Source organism: Mesorhizobium erdmanii USDA 3471 (assembly GCF_000472705.1).
Lineage (GTDB): Bacteria > Pseudomonadota > Alphaproteobacteria > Rhizobiales > Rhizobiaceae > Mesorhizobium > Mesorhizobium erdmanii.
The window spans coordinates 25,325-45,710 of sequence record NZ_AXAE01000018.1; the positions used below are offsets into that span (position 1 = coordinate 25,325).

The window sequence follows — 20,386 nt, forward strand, 5'->3', positions numbered from 1 at the left end:
GTTGGGGAGGAACGGGGTGGATTACGTCAACGTTGGAAGGACCGGCCTCAAGGTTTCTCGGATCTGTCTTGGCTGTTTGAGCTTCGGCTTGGCTGAGCGTCGCTGGGGTTTGAGCGAGGATGAGAGCCGACCGATCATCAAGCGCGCGATCGAAGGCGGAATCAATTTCTTCGATACCGCCAACACGTACGGGGATGGCGGGAGTGAGCAGGTTCTGGGCCGAGCTATCCATGATTTTGCCCGGCGCGACGAGGTGGTGATCGCAACGAAGGTCTACTACCCGATGCGGGCCGATCCAAACGGACGCGGTCTTTCACGCAAGGCGATCATGGCGGAGGTGGAGGGGAGCCTGCGCCGCCTCACCACCGATTATATCGACCTTTACCAAATCCATCGCTGGGACGACGCTACTCCGATCGAAGAGACGCTCGACTCACTACACGACGTCGTCAAATCCGGGAAGGTTCGGTATATCGGTGCATCCTCAATGGCTGCATGGCAATTCTGCAAAGCGCTCCAACTCGCTGGCAATCATGGTTGGACCCGCTTTGTCTCAATGCAACCGCACTACAATCTCCTCTATCGCGAGGAGGAACGCGAGATGCTCCCTCTGTGCGAAAGCGAAGGTGTCGGCGTCCTACCGTGGAGTCCGCTTGCGGGGGGACGTCTCGCCCGCCCTTGGCAGGAAGAGCCAGACACCCTTCGCGGGCGGACCGATGAATTGAGCGCGGGCAATTACGCCCGAACGCAAGAAGCGGACAAGATCGTCGTCGACCGTCTTACGTCGCTATCGCAAACGCGGGGCCTCCCTCATGCGCAGCTAGCGTTGGCGTGGCTGCTTTCGAAGCCGGTGGTGACTGCATCCATCGTCGGCGTGACGAAGCCGCAACATCTCGAGGACGCGTTCGCGGCCGTCGGCGTGAAGCTATCGGAAGATGAGGTGAAATTACTCGAGGCGCCGTACGTGCCACATCCAGTTTCAGGACTTTAACTATTAACGCGAGAACCGAGCATCCCCGTTTCGATTGTCGATCAGCTCCTGGTCGGCACCTATCCGAAGACGATCTTCGACCCCCGCCGGCTTGATGGACGATCTGATGAAGGCCGCCGCGGGTTCCAAAGCTGAGATGGATCACCATCTCGATGGTAATGAATGAACGGCCGGCATCCGCCGTAACGGCTCCGGAAAGAAGAGCATGACGACCGGCGTTGGCGCTTCCGGCATCCACCCGCCAGCAACTGCACAACTGCCTTCTCACCCGATTCCGACATTCCGACCGTCGACGGCTTGTCCATAGCCAGGTACTTCATTGCCGCAAGCAGTAGGAGGCAACCGCCGTACGGATACGCTCAAAAATGGTTCCGATTCATCAGCTCCATTCAGGAGCCGTAAATCATAGACCGCAAGGGGTGCCAACACTTTTTTGGGTCCGGACCCTAGGTCGGTGGGTTCCCGCTGTAGACAAGCCGGACACCGCCTTGGACAAGGCCATTGCATCGCGGTGGACCGTGGCGGCTTCGGAGAACCTCCTTTAGTGCGGCACAACTGAGATGAGGGCTTCACAAATGGGCCCCTGCGAGACATCGTCGATCAAAACCTCCGCAGTTATGAGCCTTCGCGGTTCTTCTTCAGACGGCGCAATCGCCCGCAGCAGGAGTTCGCTGTGCTCTCCCCGCCGAAGCGTCACGCTTTCCGTTTCGCAGGATGTTATCCAGCCAGACGGCGGCAAAAGACGAGCACTGTAGGTAGCCGTTCGCTCCAAGTTGTTGCGAATCCTAATCGTGTACCTCACTTCGTCGTTCGGGTGAGCCGTCGACACATAGGGCAGCATTCGCGCCCAAAACAAATCTATGAAATGGTCTGCAGGTTCCCCCACAAGATCGCGCAAGATTTTCTCCTTACGCTCAATGTAGTCGATGTACTCCGCAGTTCTCGATTGATCCATCGCAATCAGCTCGCCATGGCCAGGACATATGAGATCAGGCGTCAACGCGCTCATGACGCTCGCGCAGCGGCGATGCATCTCCAACTGAAAACTGTTGCGCATGACTGTAGTCTGGATCGCGATTTCACGTTCAATCCCTCCAGCCTGCGGATTGAAGAGAAATAGGTTGTCGCCACTGAAGAGAACGCGCTTACCATCAATATTACCAACTATCACCGAGTGATACTCGGTCTGGCCCGGGGCGTAATGGATCTCGAAGTCAAATCCTCTCCAGTGAAATGCCTCGCCATCACGCAGAATCCGTTGCACTTTGATGGCTTTGTCGTAGCAGCACGGTGTACTCGCCCAAGCTGAGGGATCGGCAATGACCTGGGCGACGCAATCGAGCGCCCAGCACTGGGTATTATAATGCTGTTGTAGATACGGTATTCCGCATACGTGATCATCATGAACGTGTGTGGGAACGACGAGTTCAATATCTCGCACTTCATAGTCGTCACGGAGTTGATCGAGGTGATGCTCGACAAAACGCAGGGCCTTCATACTTCCGTGGTCAGGAGCCACATGAAGATGCCCCTCAGAGGCCAATCCATAGTCGATCAGCATCGCGTGACCGTGCCCGCTCAGGACAATATAAAAATTAGAGCAGGTGTACGGTCCGGCCCACAGTAAATGTTCCGTGATACGCTGGAGACGACTCTCGCGCAAAAGTTTTGCTTCGGCGCGCCCATCCCCGGCTTTACCTGAGGTGCGGTTCCCCCCTAGGCTAGCGACCGCCTCGAGCCTCGATTCCAGCGCGGAAATGTCCGCCTTTACCTCTGTGATAGGTGCCCCATGCGACGGATAGGCAGTTTCAACATTCTCCTTTTTTAGGGCAAGGATCGACTGCATAGTGAACTCAACACCGAGGAGATCTCCGTAGCCGAATTCCATAGCGTGCAGCTGGTAGAGTTTGCCCCCCCTGCTCATCAAGTCGCCTGTAAAGGCAACCCTCTTGCCATCGACATATGCAATCAGGCTGACCATGCCGTAAGTATGACCTTTTGCGGGGATTATGCGAAATTCGTACTCTTTCCATGTGAAAGTGCCGTAGTCTTCTAGAACCGCATCAACGGAGACGTTTTCCGACAATGCAAAAACTGTGTTGGTGTCATTATAATTGTCATAGATCCGGCGCGTTTGCCAATGAGCCTCAGTTTCGGCGAACAGATGCCGCTCATACTGTGGAACGGCGACTTTTGCACCGGCCGTTTGAACAAGTGCAGTTCCCCAACATTGATCTCTGTGATGGTGGGTATGCAGAACCCATTCAACTTGCTTGATGCCCATGTCGGCAAGGTGCTGCACAACAGCACCCGACCCTGTATCGATCAGCAAGCACTGGTTGCCACTCTTCAGAATGTAGACATTGCAAGTATCTTCATAGACCCAAAGGTGGGTTGAGAGCTGGATCAAAGACATTTTATAGTCCTCAGAGGCTTATGCGCGAAGTTTTGCGCGTGGCGTCGATTGTTGCGGATAGACGTCGTGGCGCCGCAGCGGATGCGCTCTAGTCGCTCGTGGTCACACGACGGTTCGACAGCGTTCAAGACAGAACTCTTCCGTCCGTCTCGGGGGTCCTTCGTCACCAGGCACGCCAGCCTTGCGGGCATAAGGGAGCAGTTCGCCTACAGCTTCCCTGTACCCCTTCGCGATGCTTTACGCGTGGGCTGAGAGTGTGGCTTTACAGCGCCTTCCCACGCAAATCACCGGGTGTGACATCCAACGGTATTGGGCAGAGGTATGGGCGCCCCCCTGTCTGTTGCTTCAACTCCGCCTTTGCACGAGCGATGATTTCTGGATTGCGTATGCAATCTGCCGCCGTAGAAGCCATTACCTTGGCAGCCAATACCATCCCCTTGTGAGCCGCCGGCAGATCGCCTTGAGTGACGAGCTGCCAACTGTGCCAGGACGTGCCAATGGCGAAACAGGCTGTTTGACACTGTGCGGTGGGCACGATCCAGCTGACGTCGCCCACATCTGTCGAGCCCATCTCGAATTGATCTGTCCCCAACGGTAGGAGACTATCGTGGAGGATCTTGTCCTTCAACGAAACATCGCGTCCCGCGACGCTGGCCAGCGCGCCCTCATCCGTCAGCGCCATTTTTCGAAGCTCCTGGGCGAACTCATAGTCGGCTCTGTCAAAGGGGGGTGGGCCGACACGGCTCATGTTCTCATACATGACATCATACAGCGCTTTGTTCGGCAAAAGATTGGAGTAGCCGCCAGTGATTTGCATCTTAACAGATGTCTCGGTCATAAGCGCAGCACCTTCTGCAATCTTTTGCACGCGCGCGAACACCCGCTCAGCATCTTGCCAGTTCGGAGAACGAATAGAATACGATGACTCGGCATACGCCTGCACGACATTAGGGAATTCACCGCCGGCGTTTGTAATGGCATAGTGAACGCGAGCGTTTGAGGGCATGTGCTCGCGCATGTAGTTGACGCCGACATTCATTAACTCGACTGCGTCGAGCGCGCTGCGCCCCAAATGTGGATCCGACGCCGCATGCGCAGCGCGTCCGGTGAAGGAGAAACGAGCCCACTTTGCAGCGTTGCAGGATTTCGTTAGCACTTCGTTAACCACTGCTGGGTGCCAGCAGAAGGCAACATCGAGATCGTCAAACGCGCCGGCTCGAGCCATAAAGGCCTTACCCCCTCCAGCCTCCTCTGCCGGGCAGCCGTAAAAGCGCACTGTCCCTTCAATACGTTCAGCTGCGAGCGCATCCTTTAATGCAACTGCCGCAAGCGCCGAGCCAGCGCCAAGAAGATTGTGACCGCAACCATGACCTGGTCCACTCTCGGTTGAGCTGGGTTCAGTTGCTCTCGAGACTTGAGCAAGATCGGGAAGCGCGTCGTATTCGCCGAGGATGCCAATGATCGGGCTGCCCTCGCCGAACTCGGCGATGAAGGCGGTAGGGATACCGCCGACATTCCTGGTGATACGAAAACCTTCGCGCTCGAGCATAGAGATGTGCTCTGCAACCGAGCGATGCTCCTCAAATGCTAATTCTGGCATTGCCCAGATGCGGTCGCTCAGGGCACAATAGTCGGCAGCTTTCGCATTCACGTGACGGACGATTTCATCAAGGCTGAGAGAGTCATTTTCCATAGTTACTTAATTCCCTTAGGTCGGGGTCGGGGACATCGTTCAGGCGGTGCGCACTAACTATCTAAGTCTCGCCGGCTTCATTTCGGGATTGCTGGACGTCAGGTCTCTATTCGATGAAAGTTCCTCTACTTTACAATGATTTAGGGATTGGGCATCGAGGTCTGGGTGAAGGTCGCTGTATCTCGAAGCGGCACGGCGACGGGCTATACCGTTCCCAGCGGCAATAAAATTGAACAGTAAGAACAGCCAATCGACCTCTCCAATTGCCCATCACGATTTAACCTAAATCCGGTTCTCTAGCCGAACTCGCCTCCGCCAAGCAAAGTAAGCAACGAGCTTCTGCGCATTGGTAGACGCAGATAGTAGAAAATTGCATCAGTACAACGCCTTAGGGCCAATGGCAGCCTGAACCCTGAGCGATAAGGAGCGCGTGTCTGCGCTAATCCGGTTCTTTGCTCTGAGGCGAGCCTCGCTGTCCAAAAAGCTCACAGGACCCCTACCGAAGATTTGTCTTTGATCTCGGTGCTACTTGATAGTGCCAACTCGGTACACCCGCTAAATCTTGATCACACATCGTGATTATGCCGGGTCGAGCTCACCGAAAAGGGATCGAAGCCGGAACGCCAGTGCGGCGGTTCGAGCAACGCCGTGAGAATGCCCGTCGCTATCGTGCAGCCGCCGTTGGGTAGTCGCGCACTATGTCCGCAGGCGCGACCGGCTTGCCTTGCGTCCTCTCGGAACGGCAAATTTTGTCGCGTGCGAACGAATGAAAAGGCCCGGCGCGAAGGCCGGGCAAGTTTGCGCGGGTGGAGGGAGGCACCGGCGCAGGGGAACCTGATTGAACTGGTGGTATCGCGAAGAGTCACATCGCTAATTCCCCGCACTTGCCATCTTCCGGCCGGCGGTCGCCTTCTCCAGCCAGCCGAGCTCCAACTCCGGCACGGACGACAGCAGGAGATCGGTATAGTCGTCGAACGGCGGCGTCAGCACCTGGCTCTTCGCCCCATAACGCACGACCTCGCCGCGATACATGACGGCGATGGAATCGGCGATCGACCTCACCGTCGCGAGATCGTGGGTGATGAAGAGGTAAGCCACTTGCTCGATCTGCTGTAGATTGAGCAACAGCTTCAGGATACCGTTTGCCACCAGCGGGTCCAGGGCCGAAGTTACCTCATCGCAGATGATGAGCTTGGGCTTGGCCGCCAGCGCACGGGCGATACAGACGCGCTGCTTCTGGCCTCCCGACAGTTCGGCCGGATAGCGGTCGATGAAGCCCTTGCCCATCTCGATTTCCTCGAGCAGCTCCTTGACGCGTCGGTCACGCTCAGCGCCCTTGAGGCCGAAATAGAAAGTTAGCGGCCGGCCGATGATGGTGCCGACGGTATGGCGCGGGTTCATCGCCACATCGGCCATCTGGTAGATCATCTGAAGCTGGCGTAAGTCTTCCTTGGTACGGCCGCCGAGTCGGTTGGAAAGCTTGCGGCCCTCGAAGGTAATTTCACCCTGCTGCGGCTGCAACAGGCCAGTGATCACCCGCGCCAGCGTCGATTTTCCGGAACCGGATTCGCCGACCACAGCCAGCGTCTGGCCGGGATGGATATCGACCGAGACGTTTTTCAACACCTTTAAAATGCCGTTGCCATATGCGGCCGTGACGTTCTTGACCGATAGGATCGGTTTCGGCGTCGGCTGCTTCTCTTCGTGCTCGATATGGCGCACGGAGACCAATGCCTGGGTATAGGCCTGCTTCGGCTCCTTGATGATCTGATGGGCGGTGCCCGTCTCAACCATCTTGCCATTGCGTAGCACCATGATGTCGTCGGCCACCTGCGCGACAACGGCAAGGTCATGGGTTATATAGAGCGCGGCAACACCTGTGGCGTGGATTGCTTGCTTGATCGCGGCAAGCACGTCGATCTGCGTCGTCACGTCGAGCGCCGTGGTCGGTTCGTCGAAGATGATCAGAACCGGCTCGGGGCAGAGCGCCATGGCCGTCATCACGCGTTGCAATTGTCCGCCGGAGACCTGGTGCGGATAGCGCTCGCCAATATTTTCCGGGTCGGGAAGGCTGAGCTTGCGGAACAGCGCCACAGCCCGGCGTTCGGCCTCGGCGCGGTTGGTTAAGCCGTGCTTGAGCGAGCTTTCCACCACCTGATCCATCAGCCGCTGGGCGGGATTGAAGGCCGCTGCCGCGGATTGCGCGACATAGCATACTTCATGGCCGCGCAGTTTGCGGATGGCGTTCTTACCCTGCTTGAGGATGTCGCGGCCGTTGAGGATGACCTCGCCGCCGGTGATGCGCACGCCGCCGCGGCCATACCCCATCGGCGAGAGCCCGATGGTGGATTTGCCGGCGCCGGATTCACCGATCAGGCCCAGCACCTTGCCCTTCTCGAGCGTTAGCGACACATTATCGACGATGGTGATCGTCATCGGCTGTTCGCCGGGCGGATAGGTGGTCGCCTCAATGCGAAGATTGCGGATGTCGAGCAGCACATCAGCCATTGCCGCGCCCTCCCTTGAGATCGGTGGTGCGGTTCAGGATCCAGTCGGCGACCAGGTTGACGGAGATGGCGAGCGCGGCAATCGCCGCAGCCGGGATCAGCGCCGCCGGGATGCCGAAGACGATACCATCCTTGTTCTCCTTGACCATGCCGCCCCAGTCCGCTGCCGGCGGCTGCACGCCGAGGCCGAGGAAGGAGAGAGCGGAGAGGACGAGCACCGCATAAATGAACCGCAGCCCGAGTTCCGAAACCAGCGGCGAGAGCGCATTCGGCAGGATTTCGGCGAAGATAACCCACCACTTGCCTTCGCCGCGCAATTTGGCGGCCTCGACGAAATCCATTACGTTCAAGTCCGATGCGACCGCGCGTGACAGGCGGAAGACGCGGGTCGCATCGAGAGTGCCCATGACGAGGATCAACGTGACTAGCGTCGAAGGCAGCACCGAGAGCACCACGAGACTGAAGATCAGCGTCGGGATTGCCATCAGCAGGTCGACGAAACGGGACATCAACATATCGAACCAGCCGCCGACCACCGCAGCGGTGAAGCCGAGGATTGCGCCCATCGAAAAGGAAAGCAGTGTCGCCAGAACCGCGATCAGGATCGTCGTCTGGGCGCCATAGATCATGCGCGAGAGCAGGTCGCGGCCAAGATTGTCGGTGCCGAAGAGAAATTTCGCCGATATCGGCTCCCAGACGCCGCCGGCGATGTCGCCGAGGGCGTAGGGAGCGATCCACTGTGCGAAGATCGCCACGAGGAAGAAAAGGGTCGTGACAACAAGGCCGATCAGCGCGCCGATGGGAATACGTCTTGGCATGGTGCTCCTTACCGCGGATGCCTGAGGCGCGGATTGGCGAGAATGGACGCCACGTCAGCCACGACATTGAGGAAGATATAGACGGCGGCGAAAATCAGGCCGACGGCCTGAACCACGGGCACGTCGCGCATGGCGACATGGTCGACCAGATACTGCCCCATGCCCGGATAGACGAAAATCACCTCAACGACGACGACGCCGACCACGAGATAGGCGAGATTGAGGATCACGACATTGATGATCGGGGCAAGGGCATTGGGGAGAGCATGCTTGCGGATGACCTCGAACGCCGTCAGGCCCTTCAGTTCAGCAGTCTCGATATAAGCCGACTGCATTACGTTGAGGATCGCGGCCCGCGTCATTCGCATCATATGTGCGAGAATTCCCAGGGTCAGCGCGGTGCAGGGCAGCGCGATCGCCTTCATCCTGTCGAGGAAGGGCATGCCGTCATAGACGGTAGAAATGCCTGGGAAGATCTGGAACTTCACGGCAAAGAAATAGACCAGCAAGTAGCCAATGAAGAATTCCGGCACCGAGGTGGAGGCAAGCGCCAAGCCCGAGATCAGCTTGTCAACCGGGCGGTTGTGATGATGCACGGCGACAAGCCCCAGGATGACGGCAAGTGGGACCGCCACGATGGCGGCCCAGAAAGCAAGGAACAGCGTGTTCCACAGCCGCTCCCTGATGGACGCGGCTATATCGAGCTTGGTCGTCAGCGCAGTGCCCAGGTCACCCTGCAGAATTCCGAACAGCCAGTGGAAATACCTGACATAGGCAGGGTCGTTGAGGCCCATTTCCCTTCTGAGATTCTCGAGCGCAAGCGGCGTTGCCGTTTTGCCGAGAATGGCCTGCGCCACGTCACCCGGCAGGAGATTGGTACCGGCGAAGATCAGAACCGAAACGGCGACTAGCAAAAGGATGCCCAGCGCAATGCGCTGGGCAATAAGCTTGGGAACCATGGTCGTACGGCCTCAGGACTGCAGCCAGCATTTGGACAGTGCGTAGCCGCCCATAAGTTCCTGGTTTCCATCCGTTGCCCAGCCGCCAACCTGCGGCCCTGTGGCATCGATGAAGTCGTTGAACATCGGGAGGATCGCGCCGCCTTCGTCGCGGACGATCTGGCCCATGTCGGAATAGAGCTTCTTGCGCTTGTCGGCATCGAGTTCACCGCGTGCTTGGACCAGCATCTGGTCGAACTTCTCGTTGAAGAAGTGGAACTCGTTCCACGGCGCTTTAGACTGGTACTCGAGGGAATACGTCATGTCCTGGGTCGGACGGCCGCCAAAATAGCTGGCCTTGAAGGGCATTTTATCGAATTCTGACCAGTAGCTGTCGCCCGGATCGCGCTTGACCTCTATGGTAATGCCCGCCTTGGCTGCGCTCGCCTGGTATAGCTGAGCAGCTTCCACTGCGCCTGGGAAGCCAACGTCGGACGTGTGAAGGAGCACCGATCCCGAGTGCCCGGACTTCTTGTAATGGAAGGCTGCCTTGTCCGGATCATACTTGCGCTGCTCCATTTCGGTAAACAGCGGATAGGTTTTGCTTATCGGCGTATCATTGCCGACGGAGCCATAGCCCCCCAGGATCTTCTGGACCATCTCCTCGCGGTCGATGGCATATTTCAGCGCCAGTCGAAGGTCATTGTTGTCGAAAGGCGTCGTGTCGCATTGGCAAGAAAACAAATAGTGGCCACGGCTGCTGGCGTTGCGGATGGTGATGGCAGGGAAGCGCTTTAGCAGTTCGACGACCTTCGGATCGACACGGTTGATCATATGGACCTGCCCGCTCTGTAAGGCGGAGTTGCGGGCCGTCCCATCGTTGATGACGACGATCTCGATCTGATCGGCAAAGCCGCGATCGTCGCGCCAGTAACCTCCGAACCTTTCGCCGCCAAGCCGGATACCAGCATCGTTGACGGTGACCTTGTAAGGCCCGGTTCCGATGCCGGCGGTCGGGTTGTCCTTGCCGCCATTCGGCTGGACCACCACTTGGTGTGCGGTTATTATGAACGGAAATTCGGCGTTGGGATCTTTGAGCGTGAAGACCACGTTCTGGCCGTCGACGGCAATCTTGTCGATGCCCTGCAAAAGTGGGAACGCGGCGGATTTCGAGTTGACGTCGGCATGGCGCTCGATGGTGGCGAGCACGTCGGCGGGCGTCATTTCCTTGCCGTTGTGGAACTGTGCGCCCTTGCGGATTTTGAAGGTCCAGACCTTGGCCTCCTTCGAGGAGCCCCATTCCTCAGCAAGTGCCGGCTGCACCTTTCTATCTGCGTCCAGCTCAACAATCGTTTCGCCCCACTGACGGCTGGCGATAAATTGAAATGCATCCGTCATGGTCGCTGGATCAAGATTGTCCGTCGCCGCTCCACCTTGCAGCCCGGCTTTGAGCAGGCCCCCCTTGACGGGTCCCTCGGCCCTTGCTGCCGTGGCAAGCAGGTTGTTGGCAAACGCTGCACTGACGCCGAGCGCCGCGGCCCGACCTAGAAACTCGCGTCGGGACAGCTTACCTTTCGCGACGCGCTCACTGAGAAAACCCAATTCATCATTCATCTTATTTCCCCTTTTCCATGCGTTAATTGGTTTATACTTGCTAGTCGCACGAAGTAGTCTAGTTGCCGTTATGGTACGATCCGTCAAGGTGGCCAATCACACCAGCGAACGTCGGAGCGATCGCCGTCTATGTGGACTGGCTCCTTTGATCGAGATCGTCTCTAGCGAAATCGCTTCGCTCTTCCGACGGAGGTCGAGCCGTTCTACCTGCGCTGGTCCGGAGAAGGCCTCTTTCTAACCTAAAGGTGTATGTAGAGAGTAGGTCGACGGCTACCGTTGGTTTCCTCGACCGACACGCGGTAGGTGTCGACCGATGGATCCTCCTCCATGCTGCCCGCGTCGGCCTCGGCGCAGTTTGAGGTCTTTACCTCCACGCTCACGGGATAGCCGCGCACGTAAATCTTATGTGGATTGAACACGGACTGGCCGGTTTTGATCGCAAACTCCCAGCCATGCCACGGGCATCGAATTATTTCGCCTTCTTGCTCGTACTCGAACTGCCCTGGCGTTCCGCCCTTTACCATTCCGTCGATAATTCCTCTACACAGAGGCGCGGCTTTATGTGGGCAGCTGTTGCGGACGGCATAGTATTCATTGTTGACGTTGAAGATCCCGACACTACGCCCTGCTATATCCACAATGCGTCGTCCGCCAACCGGAATTTCGTCTGCATAACAAACTTCATATTTCTTAGGCACCGTACCTCTCCCTACGCGGCCTGAGAGATTGCTGGTAGCGCCAGCTTGTATGTCTCGATGGCATTCTCTGCGAAGATGCGTCGGCGCAGATCCTCTGGCTGGTCGGACAACGTCATCATCGGATCATCCGAATCCCAATGCGGGAAGTCGCTCGCAAACATCAGTGTTCGTGAACCACCAATCCAGTTGATAATCTGCTTTAGCGCTTCCGGATCGGCGGGCTCATCCAATGGTTGGGTTCCAAACCGAAAATGCTCCATCAGGTACTCACTTGGCAGCCTTTTTACCCACGGAGTCCACCGGCGAAGTCCCTTCCAGTCAAGATCCATCTTCCACATCAGGGGCGCCACCCAGGCAAATCCGCTTTCGACCATCGCCACTTTCAACGTCGGGAACTTTTCGAACACACCTTCGAAGATAAAGCTCGCCAAGTGTACGGCATAAGATGGCGGACGCAGCAGACGCATTTCGATGTAGTAACTTGGCCATCCGGCCGGCGATGGCGGCGGATTGATGCCCGCTCCTTCTGAACCGAAATGCATCGTCACCGCTAATCCGTGCCGGGCGCATGCTTCGTATATTGGATGATAAAAGCGCTGGCCAAAGGGCCGGGTTGCGCCACAACTGAGCATGATCCCACAAACAGCAGGGTGTGAGCCAAGCCTATCGATCTCAGCCGCTGCCCCTAAAGGGTCCTGCGAATTGATTGCGAGATTAAGTCTAAACCTTGCATCCTTGGCGAGCCAATGCTCGAGTGAGTAGTCGTTGAAAGCGCGACACAGAGCGCTTCCATAGTCCACGTCGGCGAGCGCGCTCGCAGTTTGCGCAGGACCACCAGTAAGAATGCCCAAATCGATGCCATGCGCGTCTAGTAACCGCTTGCCGCAACTCTGCGCGTCACCATTGCTGCCTAATATCTCCCCGTTATCTTGCTCTTCAAAATCTACCCGAGTTCCGTGATATCCTCCGCTAGAGGCGTGGGGGTCCATTTCAATGCCACCGAAGCCCCACTCCGCAAAACGCTCAGCATTGAACTTGCTGAGATAAGGAAATAGTTCCGATTTTGTCCGGTAGCAGTGGTGGACATCGGTGTCCACAATTGTGAGTTTTTTCCGACTGCTCTTGACTAACCCGGAATTCATCGTTTTCTCCATTCGTGTTCTCAATCGGGAGCATGAAGCGCACGCAAGTGAGTGTGCTTGTCAGGACGATGGCAGCTTTGTCAGCTCATTGAAATATACAGTTCGCCCCAAAGTCGGCCATCACACCAATGCAATGCACCCGGTTGTTCGTCGGCACCAACTAAGACCGACGTCTGGCACCTCGATGAAGTCGTGGTGCGCATCAATGGTCAGAAATGCTGGTTTTGGAGAGCGGTTGATCAGGACGATATGGTGCTCGACGAGATTGTCCAGACGCGCCGCGACACCAAAGCCGCTAGGTGCCTGCTGACGCGACATAGGAGCGTTGCGCCATGAAGCAATCCCAAATGGGAGAGGTGGCTGCTCCACCATAAGATGGACATACGGGCTCGCGATTCGCACTGGCCTAGGCAACTATCGGAGGGAACAGCCATGGATGATTTTATCGGCATTGATGTCTCGATGAAAGAGACGGCGATCTCAATTCGACGCGCGGGCATCGGCGTCTGGGGGGCAAGTGTGCTTCCTCCCCTCAAGGGGTTGCCGGCAATCTGTATTGATGCCCGTCATAGCCTGCGCATACGAGCCGCAGATCTATCACGTCAACTCGTCGTCGATGCGCGGCAAAGCCAGACCTGTCGAATCCTCATGTCGATCCCGGGGCGTTGGACGTCTCAACGTCCTTTGTGTAGGCCATCGAAGATTCAGAGAATTTCAAAACGTCTCGTTCCGTCGGCAGCGCCTGCTTTGGCTGACGGCCCCCCCCCGCCAATCAGGCGAGGTCGACTATGACGGCCATATCTCGCGTCGCGGCGAGGCAGTGCCGTCGAAACGCCAGAAGAATAGTTGACGTCTCCATCGCAATTAGACAACTTCTGAAGAAGCATGGCCTGCCGCCAAAGCTCCGACAAATTGCGTTCCTACGGGGCGGCCCAACACCATCTTATGACGAACGTGAAACACCGCTCGCATAAAGGCTTGAACAACCGGGCGAAGAATTCTCACTTGCGGTTCCGAAAACGGGAACGACCGCGACGGAGTTCCAGGTCGGTCGGCACATTGCAGCATTTCGTGACGATCTTCTCCGTCGTCCGAAATCTCTTCGTCCTATCGCAGGCCAATTCGATCAGCAGCACCATTCGAATTCATCGAACGCCAGGCAATCGCCGCGTGGGAAGCCGTGAGTGCACGGCCTGCCTGAAAAGCGCGGTGGCGGCCTCACCGGGCCACGTTTCAAGCAAGATGACAACGCCACCCCCCGAAACCGTCAAGGGCTTGCCGCGCCGACACGCCTCGTGGATGGCCTTCACGAACCGAAACCGACGCTCCCGCGCTACAGTGTTGGCCTATGCGCCCCACCGCTGGGCGGACCCTGTATTAACCAGCGAACATCGCAGTCGTGTGATAGCCAACTTCTGGACAAACTGTATATGTCAATAAGGCGAGAAACCCGCCATCGTCCCCGTGAGAACAATTCACTTGGGTGTGCAAAGGTTGGTGAAATGGCAAAACATACGTTCGCTGAAACGATCAGGTCGGGAAAACCGCAAATTGGGGCCTGGATGCAGATTCCACATGTGATGGTCGCAGAGACTCTGGCGCAGACTAATCTAGATTTTCTTGTGGTCGATGGCGAGCATGGACCCATTCCACCCAGCGCACTTTTAGATATTCTTCCAGCGACCGAACGATATGGCATGCCTGTACTTTATAGAGTCGCTTGGAACAGGGTTGACCTTATAAAAGCGGCGCTAGATCATGGTGCGAACGGCATCATGGTGCCAATGGTAAATTCGGGTGTCGAAGCCATCGATGCTGTGTCGTCCGCAAAATATCCGCCTGCGGGAAAGCGCGGATCTGGAGCGTGGAGAGCATCGAACTATTACCAGAAGGATGCAGAGTATCGAAACGATGCGAACTCTAGCTTGGCTGTCGTAGTCCAGATTGAGACACGAGAGGCTCTCAACAATCTGGATGATATAGCCTCAACGCCTGGCGTTGACGCGCTCTTTATCGGCCCGGCAGACCTTGCCCTTTCCTTGGGCATGGAACCGGGAAAGCTCACGCCTGGGTTGCTTGATGCCTGTCAGGCAGTCGCGGCCGCCGCTAACAAACACGGCATAGCATCGGGCATTGACGTGGCATACATAGACTATCTGTTGAGGTTCCAAGAGCTGGGCCTCAGCTTGTTCACCTACGGAACAGACCCTGGTTTCGTTTTAGAGGGCGGCCGCGCTGTAGCGAAAGATTTCCACAACGCGTTTCTCGCTAAGTAGACCGCTCATTGATCGACCTAAAATTGCGAAACGTTGGGCCGTCTTGGTGGTTGCCGGCCCGAGCGACATCAGATACCAGCTCAACTTCTCGTTTTATAGAACTGAACTCAGGCGAATGCTGCTCCGTCCACTTTGCCCGTTCGGATCCACGGCCAAGTGACGCATATCCAAGTATTCCAAAATCGAAGTGGAGGACGTTTCCAAGATCTTTGCCCGCTGACCGGATGGGGTGGACGGCCTCCATAGTGTGGCTGTCTTAAGTCACAAGAGGAAGTGCGTGCCGTCCATGGAGAAGATTATGACAATCGGTCTGGATAATCGCCAAGCAGGTCTTTCAGGTTCATGGCATTGACGGCAGCGGTGCAGTTGTCCGTCGGAGGTTGCGCCGCGACGATGTTGCAGGGTTCTTTTAAGCGATGCCCTCTTGCCTGATTGGCATCGAGGCCTGTGCCACCGGACACTACTGGGTCCGCGTTCTGGGGCCGGGCCATGAGGTCCGGTGATGCCGGCTTCCTACCTCAAGCCGGCGGCCGATGCCGCCGCCAAGCTCAAGGGTGTGAGTAAGGTGCTGCTGGCCGAAGCCGACGAACTCACCGAGCACCTCGCCGAACCTATGGCCGCGCTCGTCGTTTCATTGGCCGGTGGCTACGACACGATCATCGCCCCCGGCACCTCCTCGGGCAAGAACGTCGCGCCGCGCGTGGCAACCCTGCTCGATGTCGCGCAGGTCTCTGAGATCATCGAACTGGTTTCGCCCGACACGTTCCAAGCTGCCGATCTATGCCGGCAACGCCATCGAGACGGTGCAGTCGACCAACGCCAAGAAGATCATCACCGTGCGCTCCGCTTCATTTCCCGTCGCCTCCCAAGGCAATGCGGCTGCCGTCGAGATTGTCTCGGCGGCAGCCGACCCCGGTATATCGTCCTTTGTCGAGAACAAGCTCTCCGACACTAACCGTCCGGAGCTTACCTCGGCCAAGATCATCATCTCGGGTGGTCGTGCGCTGGGCTCGGCGGAAAAATTCCAGGAGGTCATTCTGCCGATCGCTGACAAGCTCGGTGCCGCCGTCGATGCCGGCCATGCACCCAATGACTGGCAGGTCGGCCAGACCGAGGAGCATGAGGAAGTGTGGGGCGGTTATGCGGCGAGTGCTGTTTCGTCTGAGGTTCGTGATTGTCGTTAGCCATACCGGGATACCGTTGCTGGAAGGTCGAGCGCAGGGAGCCGTCGAGGGTCTGCGTTCTGGTTTGCAGCAGAAGATGCGCGCTGATCCTGCTCCACTGCATCTGCTGTTTTTTCGCGAACCGCTTGCTGATGAGGGCATTGACGGTTGCCTCGACGAAGGCCGAGGAAATCCGCTCACCGGACCGGTAACGTTCGCCGTAGTTGATCAGGCTTGCGCTGTTGGAAGCGATGTAGGATCGGAACTCGCCGATGGCGGTGAGAAATTTGCGCATGTTCGGGTAGTCCGTTTCGAGCGCTTCCGCATCGAATTGCAGGTCGTCGATTGCCTCACGGGCACGGTACACATTGCCATGCCAGAGATGCCATTTGATCCTGCGCAGCGTATCAAGCAGGTCCTGTCCGGCCTGCTCGTTGTGGTTTCCAGCCCTTGCGTGAATTGGCGCAGGACCGTGATGCGCATGGTGATGTGGAACCAGTCGAGGACACGTTGGCCTCACGACACGAAAGCAGCGGATTGTCCGACTTTTGAGACATAGAAAGAACTCAGGACGCTGACCGGATTTTGGCTTTTGATTTTTCCGCTTTGAGGGCGGCGTAGAGCGCGGTTTTCCCGATTTTCACACGGTCGGCGGCCTCTCGGACGTTCAACCCACTTGCCAAGTGTTGGCGAGCTTTCCTCAGTTTGTCCGGGGTGACAGCGGGTTCTCGACACGCCGGCCACGATCCTAAGCCGCTTTCAGTCCGGCCCTCGTGCGCTCTCCGATCAGATCGCGTTCGAACTGTGCCAGTGCCCTAAAGAGATGGAACACCAGCCGCCCGCCTGAAGTGGTCGTGTCGATATTCTCGGCCAGAGACCGGAATCCGACACCCTTGGCATCGAGCTCCCGTGATGATTTCGATCAGGTGTTTCATCGAGCGACCAAGCCGGTCGAGCTTCCAGACCGCCAGAGTTTCTCCTTCCCTGACATAGCGAATTGCATCGGCCAGTCCGGGCCGCTCGGTCTTCACGCCGGAGGAATTTCTTTCGACCTTCGTGTTTCGCGGCCACGCAGTCGCAGCCAATCTCTTGCGGACCTTTGGCAACCATCACCGATCTCTATCGGACGGGCAAGCGCAACGTCCCTGCCAGACCGCCTATTTCCTTTGCGCCGAAAAGCTGGCTGCCCATTGTCCTGGAAGATGGCAGGATCAACCGCAAAGCCTACGAGTTCTGCGTCTTCAGCGAGTTGAAGCGCCGGCTTAATGCCGGCGATGTCTGGGTCGAGGGATCGAAGCGGTTCCAGTCGTTCGAAAGCTTTCTCATTCCGACGCCAACGTTCGCGCTGATGCGCGAGGAAGGGCCATTGCCAGTCGCGGTCGAGACCGATGTCGAAATCTACCTTCAGGAACAGCGAACGATCCTGAACAAGGCCTGTCCGACCTTGCTCGGCTCGCAGAGACGGGAGAACTCGATGATGTCGAGTTGACCGAAATCGGCTTCAACGTCACTCCGCATAAGGCTGCATTGCCCAACGTCGCCAGGTCGTTGAAGCCCAAGGTAGAGTCCCGGTTGCCGCCAATCCGGATCACCGACATGATCCTCGAAGTGGACTCACGCACAGGATTCTCGAACGCCTTCACCCACCTGCGCACGGGCCGGTCTGCCGACAATAAGCTTGCGCTGCTCACCGCCATTCTCGTCGCTTGTCCCCTGCTGAAGAAGAAAGCTGCGGAATGTCGCAACTGACCCATATTGCGGCTATGCGTTCGAGATTATTCCAATTGCCTTCGCCAGCCTTTTCACCTGCAAGTGAACCATCCAACATCCTAGAAAAGCGCCCTGCCGATCGGGAGGTAACCGGCAGGGCGCGCCGCGCAAACCTCGGTCAATGGGAGGGACCGGACGCAGCGGCATTGGTAGAGCAAGGTATTCAAAGGCTTATCGCCAACCACGTGATCCAGCGCTCTCCTCCAAGAGTTACCTTGTACCGCTGTGCATCAACGTGCGGCCAGGATCATACCGCACCCTCGGTCTTTAGCGCGCCGTAGGTTGTCTCAATGATCGGCAGTCGTCCCCCTCGTCCTTCCTTCCCAGAGCCACACGCTACCGCGAGATGGCAGCTGCTGAATCCGCCGCCTGCTGCGATTTTTGTTGCAGCGGGAAGTGGCATCTGAAGCTGTGCCCTGCGTCATCGGGGTTTGCTGAAGGTGCGGGGAAGACTCGGCGGCAGATGTCTTGCGCGTACTGGCACCGCGTGTGAAACTCACAGCCGGTTGGCCGTCTCAGCATGCTCGGCACCTCGCCCTTGATTTCGATTCGGTTGAGAACGGCATCGGGATCGGGCACCGGATTGGCCGAGAGCAAGGCTTCCGTATAAGGATGGCGCGGATGGTCGAAAATGCTTTCGGTTGAGCCGATCTCGACAACCCGGCCCAGGTACATGATCGCCATACGATCGGCCATGTGGCGGACTACGTTGAGGTTGTGGGTGATGATCAGGATGGCGATCCCCAGTTCATCCTGGAGGCGAGCAAGCAGATTAAGCACCTCGCCCTGGACCGACACGTCGAGCCCAGCTGTGGGCTCGTCGGCGATGATCAGGTCTGGGTTGAGTGCAAGGGCACGAGCGACGCCGACACGCCGGGCCTGTCCGCCAGAGAGCTGGTGGGGATAGCGGCGCCCAAAGTCCGCCGGCAAGCCGACCATGCGCAACAGGCGCTCCGCTTCGGCACCAGGATCGCGATTGCTCACGCCGTGTATGCGGAATGGCTCGGTGAGGAGCGACTGCACGGTCATCCGCGGCGAGAGGGACCCCACGGGATCCTGGAACATCATCGTCATGCGACGCAGGTAGGACTTTCGTTCGGCCGCTTTGAGGCCGATAAGTTCCTGCCCGTCGAAACTAACGCTGCCGCCAAAAGCCGGCTGAAGGCCGATAATCGTGCGCGCGATGGTGGATTTGCCAGATCCGCTTTCGCCGACGAGGGCAAGCGTCTCGCCCTTGCGGATTTCAAAGGAAACGCCGCACACAGCGTCAATGAAAGGGTCTGCCGTGCCCGTGGTGAGCGCCTTCAGTGAGCCCATGGTGCGGAAGCGGACGCGCAGGTCCTCGACACTCAGCACCGCACTCATGTCGCAACCATCCCGGCTCGATCGAGCAGATGGCATCGCGCGACCTGGTCGGCAGCGACACGGTATTCGCCAGGCGTCTCATACACGCAGCGATCGAAGGCGTGAGGACACCGCGGATGGAAGATACATCCCTTTTTGCTTCCGAGCATGCTGGGGACCTCTCCCGGGATGGTTGGCAAATTGCGCGTCCGCTGTTTGATCCGTCCAGGGTCGCACTCAAGCAGCGCCCGAGTGTAGGGATGGCCCGGAGTATGAAAGATGTCCCGCACCGCGCCCTGCTCCACCACCTCGCCCGCATACATGACGGCGACTCGGTCGCACAATTCAGCGACGACGCCGAGATGATGTGAGACAAATAGGATGGAGCAACCGATCTCCCTTTGCAGATCCTTGAGCAAATGAATGATCTGGACTTCCAACGTTGCATCAAGCGCTGTGGTCGGCTCGTCGGCGATGAGCAGCGACGGTCTCACCAGAAGTGCCATGGCAATGCAGATGCGCTGGCGCATGCCACCAGAGAACTGATGCGGATAATTCCCGATGCGGCTTTGCGGATCGGGAATTCCGACGCGCTTGAGCATGTCGATTGCACGAGCTCGCTTTTCACTACGGCCTCGTTGTTCGTGGTGTTGGATATCGATCATCTGGCTCTCGATCGTCCGCACCGGATTGAGCGCGGTCATCGGATCCTGGAAGATCATGGAGAGGCGATCGCCCATCAGACTGCGTCGCGCCTGGGCAGTCAGCGTAAGCAGGTCGCGTCTTTCAAATACGATGCTGCCGGCGGTAACCTGAGCGTTTTCTGGAAGTAGACCCATAACAGTATAGGCAAGCGTGGATTTGCCGGATCCACTCTCCCCGACGATGCCGACTATCTGTCCGGTCGGCACGTCCAGCGATACGTTGCGCAGTGCATGAACACGTCCGCGTGGCGAGCCGAAGTCGAGATTGAGGTTCCGAACCTCGAGAAGCGGATGGGCGGACATTGGCGGTGT

At 57.7% G+C, this 20,386-nt stretch carries 17 protein-coding genes and 4 pseudogenes; 8 read left to right on the forward strand and 13 right to left on the reverse strand.

Features of this window, described 5'->3' with window-relative positions; translation table 11 throughout:
- Positions 1-16: 16 nt before the first annotated feature.
- The gene (locus tag A3AU_RS0115150) at positions 17-991 is read left to right on the forward strand and encodes an aldo/keto reductase (protein ID WP_027053599.1); all 975 of its coding nucleotides are present in this window, start codon (positions 17-19) and stop codon (positions 989-991) included.
- 541 nt (positions 992-1,532) lie between these two features.
- On the opposite strand, the gene A3AU_RS0115155 is transcribed toward A3AU_RS0115150, so the two are convergent.
- The 8 genes from A3AU_RS0115155 to A3AU_RS0115190 form a co-directional block, all read right to left on the reverse strand.
- Positions 1,533-3,407 carry an MBL fold metallo-hydrolase gene (locus A3AU_RS0115155; RefSeq protein ID WP_027053600.1) on the reverse strand — a complete coding sequence of 625 codons (1,875 nt, stop codon included), beginning with the start codon at positions 3,405-3,407 and terminating at the stop codon, positions 1,533-1,535.
- A gap of 262 nt (positions 3,408-3,669) precedes the next feature.
- Positions 3,670-5,100 carry a M20 family metallopeptidase gene (locus tag A3AU_RS0115160; protein WP_027053601.1) on the reverse strand — a complete coding sequence of 477 codons (1,431 nt, stop codon included), beginning with the start codon at positions 5,098-5,100 and terminating at the stop codon, positions 3,670-3,672.
- An 870-nt stretch (positions 5,101-5,970) separates the two neighbouring features.
- Entirely contained in the window at positions 5,971-7,608 is a 1,638-nt protein-coding gene (locus tag A3AU_RS0115165; RefSeq protein WP_027053602.1) for an ABC transporter ATP-binding protein, read from the reverse strand.
- Positions 7,601-8,425: an ABC transporter permease gene (locus A3AU_RS0115170; protein WP_027053603.1), complete on the reverse strand. Its 825-nt coding sequence runs from the start codon at positions 8,423-8,425 to the stop codon at positions 7,601-7,603. The genes A3AU_RS0115165 and A3AU_RS0115170 overlap by 8 nt, the downstream gene beginning before the upstream one ends.
- An 8-nt stretch (positions 8,426-8,433) precedes the next feature.
- Positions 8,434-9,384 carry an ABC transporter permease gene (locus A3AU_RS0115175; protein WP_027053604.1) on the reverse strand — a complete coding sequence of 317 codons (951 nt, stop codon included), beginning with the start codon at positions 9,382-9,384 and terminating at the stop codon, positions 8,434-8,436.
- A 12-nt stretch (positions 9,385-9,396) separates the two neighbouring features.
- Positions 9,397-10,977, reverse strand: a complete 1,581-nt coding sequence (locus A3AU_RS0115180; protein ID WP_027053605.1) for an ABC transporter substrate-binding protein — start codon at positions 10,975-10,977, stop codon at positions 9,397-9,399.
- 239 nt (positions 10,978-11,216) lie between these two features.
- Complete coding sequence (locus A3AU_RS0115185; protein ID WP_027053606.1) at positions 11,217-11,675, reverse strand: Rieske (2Fe-2S) protein; 459 nt, start codon at positions 11,673-11,675, stop codon at positions 11,217-11,219.
- Between the two features lie 11 nt (positions 11,676-11,686).
- Positions 11,687-12,829, reverse strand: coding sequence for an amidohydrolase family protein (locus A3AU_RS0115190; protein ID WP_051355363.1), 1,143 nt, complete (start codon positions 12,827-12,829; stop codon positions 11,687-11,689).
- Between the two features lie 153 nt (positions 12,830-12,982).
- On the opposite strand from A3AU_RS0115190, the pseudogene A3AU_RS1000000137905 reads away from it, so the two are divergent.
- The 5 genes and pseudogenes from A3AU_RS1000000137905 to A3AU_RS1000000136875 form a co-directional block, all read left to right on the forward strand.
- Positions 12,983-13,132 (forward strand): annotated as a pseudogene (locus tag A3AU_RS1000000137905) (DDE-type integrase/transposase/recombinase); the annotation flags it as partial.
- Positions 13,133-13,393: 261 nt separating this feature from the next.
- Positions 13,394-13,637, forward strand: a pseudogene (locus A3AU_RS1000000141080) (transposase); the annotation flags it as partial.
- 65 nt (positions 13,638-13,702) lie between these two features.
- A complete protein-coding gene (locus A3AU_RS1000000140945; RefSeq protein WP_418001067.1) occupies positions 13,703-14,257 on the forward strand; it encodes a DDE-type integrase/transposase/recombinase in 555 nt (184 codons plus the stop codon).
- A gap of 62 nt (positions 14,258-14,319) precedes the next feature.
- The gene (locus A3AU_RS01000000135480) at positions 14,320-15,093 is read left to right on the forward strand and encodes an HpcH/HpaI aldolase family protein (RefSeq protein ID WP_051355364.1); all 774 of its coding nucleotides are present in this window, start codon (positions 14,320-14,322) and stop codon (positions 15,091-15,093) included.
- Between the two features lie 286 nt (positions 15,094-15,379).
- Positions 15,380-16,205, forward strand: a pseudogene (locus A3AU_RS1000000136875) (electron transfer flavoprotein subunit alpha/FixB family protein); the annotation flags it as partial.
- A 52-nt stretch (positions 16,206-16,257) separates the two neighbouring features.
- On the opposite strand, the pseudogene A3AU_RS1000000137910 reads toward A3AU_RS1000000136875, so the two are convergent.
- From A3AU_RS1000000137910 to A3AU_RS1000000141090, 3 genes and pseudogenes are all read right to left on the reverse strand, one after another.
- Positions 16,258-16,769 (reverse strand): annotated as a pseudogene (locus tag A3AU_RS1000000137910) (ISKra4 family transposase); the annotation flags it as partial.
- 235 nt (positions 16,770-17,004) lie between these two features.
- Positions 17,005-17,088 carry a recombinase family protein gene (locus tag A3AU_RS1000000141085; RefSeq protein WP_470362430.1) on the reverse strand — a complete coding sequence of 28 codons (84 nt, stop codon included), beginning with the start codon at positions 17,086-17,088 and terminating at the stop codon, positions 17,005-17,007.
- Positions 17,072-17,287: a recombinase family protein gene (locus A3AU_RS1000000141090; protein WP_470362429.1), complete on the reverse strand. Its 216-nt coding sequence runs from the start codon at positions 17,285-17,287 to the stop codon at positions 17,072-17,074. The genes A3AU_RS1000000141085 and A3AU_RS1000000141090 overlap by 17 nt, the downstream gene beginning before the upstream one ends.
- A 68-nt stretch (positions 17,288-17,355) precedes the next feature.
- Here A3AU_RS1000000141090 and A3AU_RS1000000138950 point away from each other — a divergent pair, with 68 nt between their 5' ends.
- Positions 17,356-17,745, forward strand: a complete 390-nt coding sequence (locus A3AU_RS1000000138950; protein WP_027053609.1) for a hypothetical protein — start codon at positions 17,356-17,358, stop codon at positions 17,743-17,745.
- Positions 17,742-18,005 (forward strand): Tn3 family transposase, encoded by a 264-nt coding sequence (locus A3AU_RS0115220; protein ID WP_154674596.1) that lies wholly within the window; start codon positions 17,742-17,744, stop codon positions 18,003-18,005. Before A3AU_RS1000000138950 ends, A3AU_RS0115220 begins: the two co-directional genes overlap by 4 nt.
- Positions 18,006-18,362: 357 nt before the next feature.
- Here A3AU_RS0115220 and A3AU_RS01000000135490 read toward each other — a convergent pair whose 3' ends face one another.
- Positions 18,363-19,391: an ABC transporter ATP-binding protein gene (locus A3AU_RS01000000135490; RefSeq protein ID WP_081709548.1), complete on the reverse strand. Its 1,029-nt coding sequence runs from the start codon at positions 19,389-19,391 to the stop codon at positions 18,363-18,365.
- Positions 19,388-20,377: an ABC transporter ATP-binding protein gene (locus A3AU_RS0115230; RefSeq protein WP_027053611.1), complete on the reverse strand. Its 990-nt coding sequence runs from the start codon at positions 20,375-20,377 to the stop codon at positions 19,388-19,390. Before A3AU_RS0115230 ends, A3AU_RS01000000135490 begins: the two co-directional genes overlap by 4 nt.
- Positions 20,378-20,386 lie beyond the last annotated feature (9 nt).

Bases quoted from the DNA above. Each gene is read 5' to 3' on its own strand.
- A3AU_RS0115155 (WP_027053600.1), bottom strand. From the start codon at position 3,407: ATGTCTTTGATCCAGCTCTCAACCCACCTTTGGGTCTATGAAGATACT.
- A3AU_RS0115160 (WP_027053601.1), bottom strand. From the start codon at position 5,100: ATGGAAAATGACTCTCTCAGCCTTGATGAAATCGTCCGTCACGTGAAT.
- A3AU_RS0115165 (WP_027053602.1), bottom strand. From the start codon at position 7,608: ATGGCTGATGTGCTGCTCGACATCCGCAATCTTCGCATTGAGGCGACC.
- A3AU_RS0115170 (WP_027053603.1), bottom strand. From the start codon at position 8,425: ATGCCAAGACGTATTCCCATCGGCGCGCTGATCGGCCTTGTTGTCACG.
- A3AU_RS0115175 (WP_027053604.1), bottom strand. From the start codon at position 9,384: ATGGTTCCCAAGCTTATTGCCCAGCGCATTGCGCTGGGCATCCTTTTG.
- A3AU_RS0115180 (WP_027053605.1), bottom strand. From the start codon at position 10,977: ATGAATGATGAATTGGGTTTTCTCAGTGAGCGCGTCGCGAAAGGTAAG.
- A3AU_RS0115190 (WP_051355363.1), bottom strand. From the start codon at position 12,829: ATGGAGAAAACGATGAATTCCGGGTTAGTCAAGAGCAGTCGGAAAAAA.
- A3AU_RS1000000140945 (WP_418001067.1), top strand. From the start codon at position 13,703: ATGGCCTGCCGCCAAAGCTCCGACAAATTGCGTTCCTACGGGGCGGCC.
- A3AU_RS01000000135480 (WP_051355364.1), top strand. From the start codon at position 14,320: ATGGCAAAACATACGTTCGCTGAAACGATCAGGTCGGGAAAACCGCAA.
- A3AU_RS01000000135490 (WP_081709548.1), bottom strand. From the start codon at position 19,391: ATGAGTGCGGTGCTGAGTGTCGAGGACCTGCGCGTCCGCTTCCGCACC.
- A3AU_RS0115230 (WP_027053611.1), bottom strand. From the start codon at position 20,377: ATGTCCGCCCATCCGCTTCTCGAGGTTCGGAACCTCAATCTCGACTTC.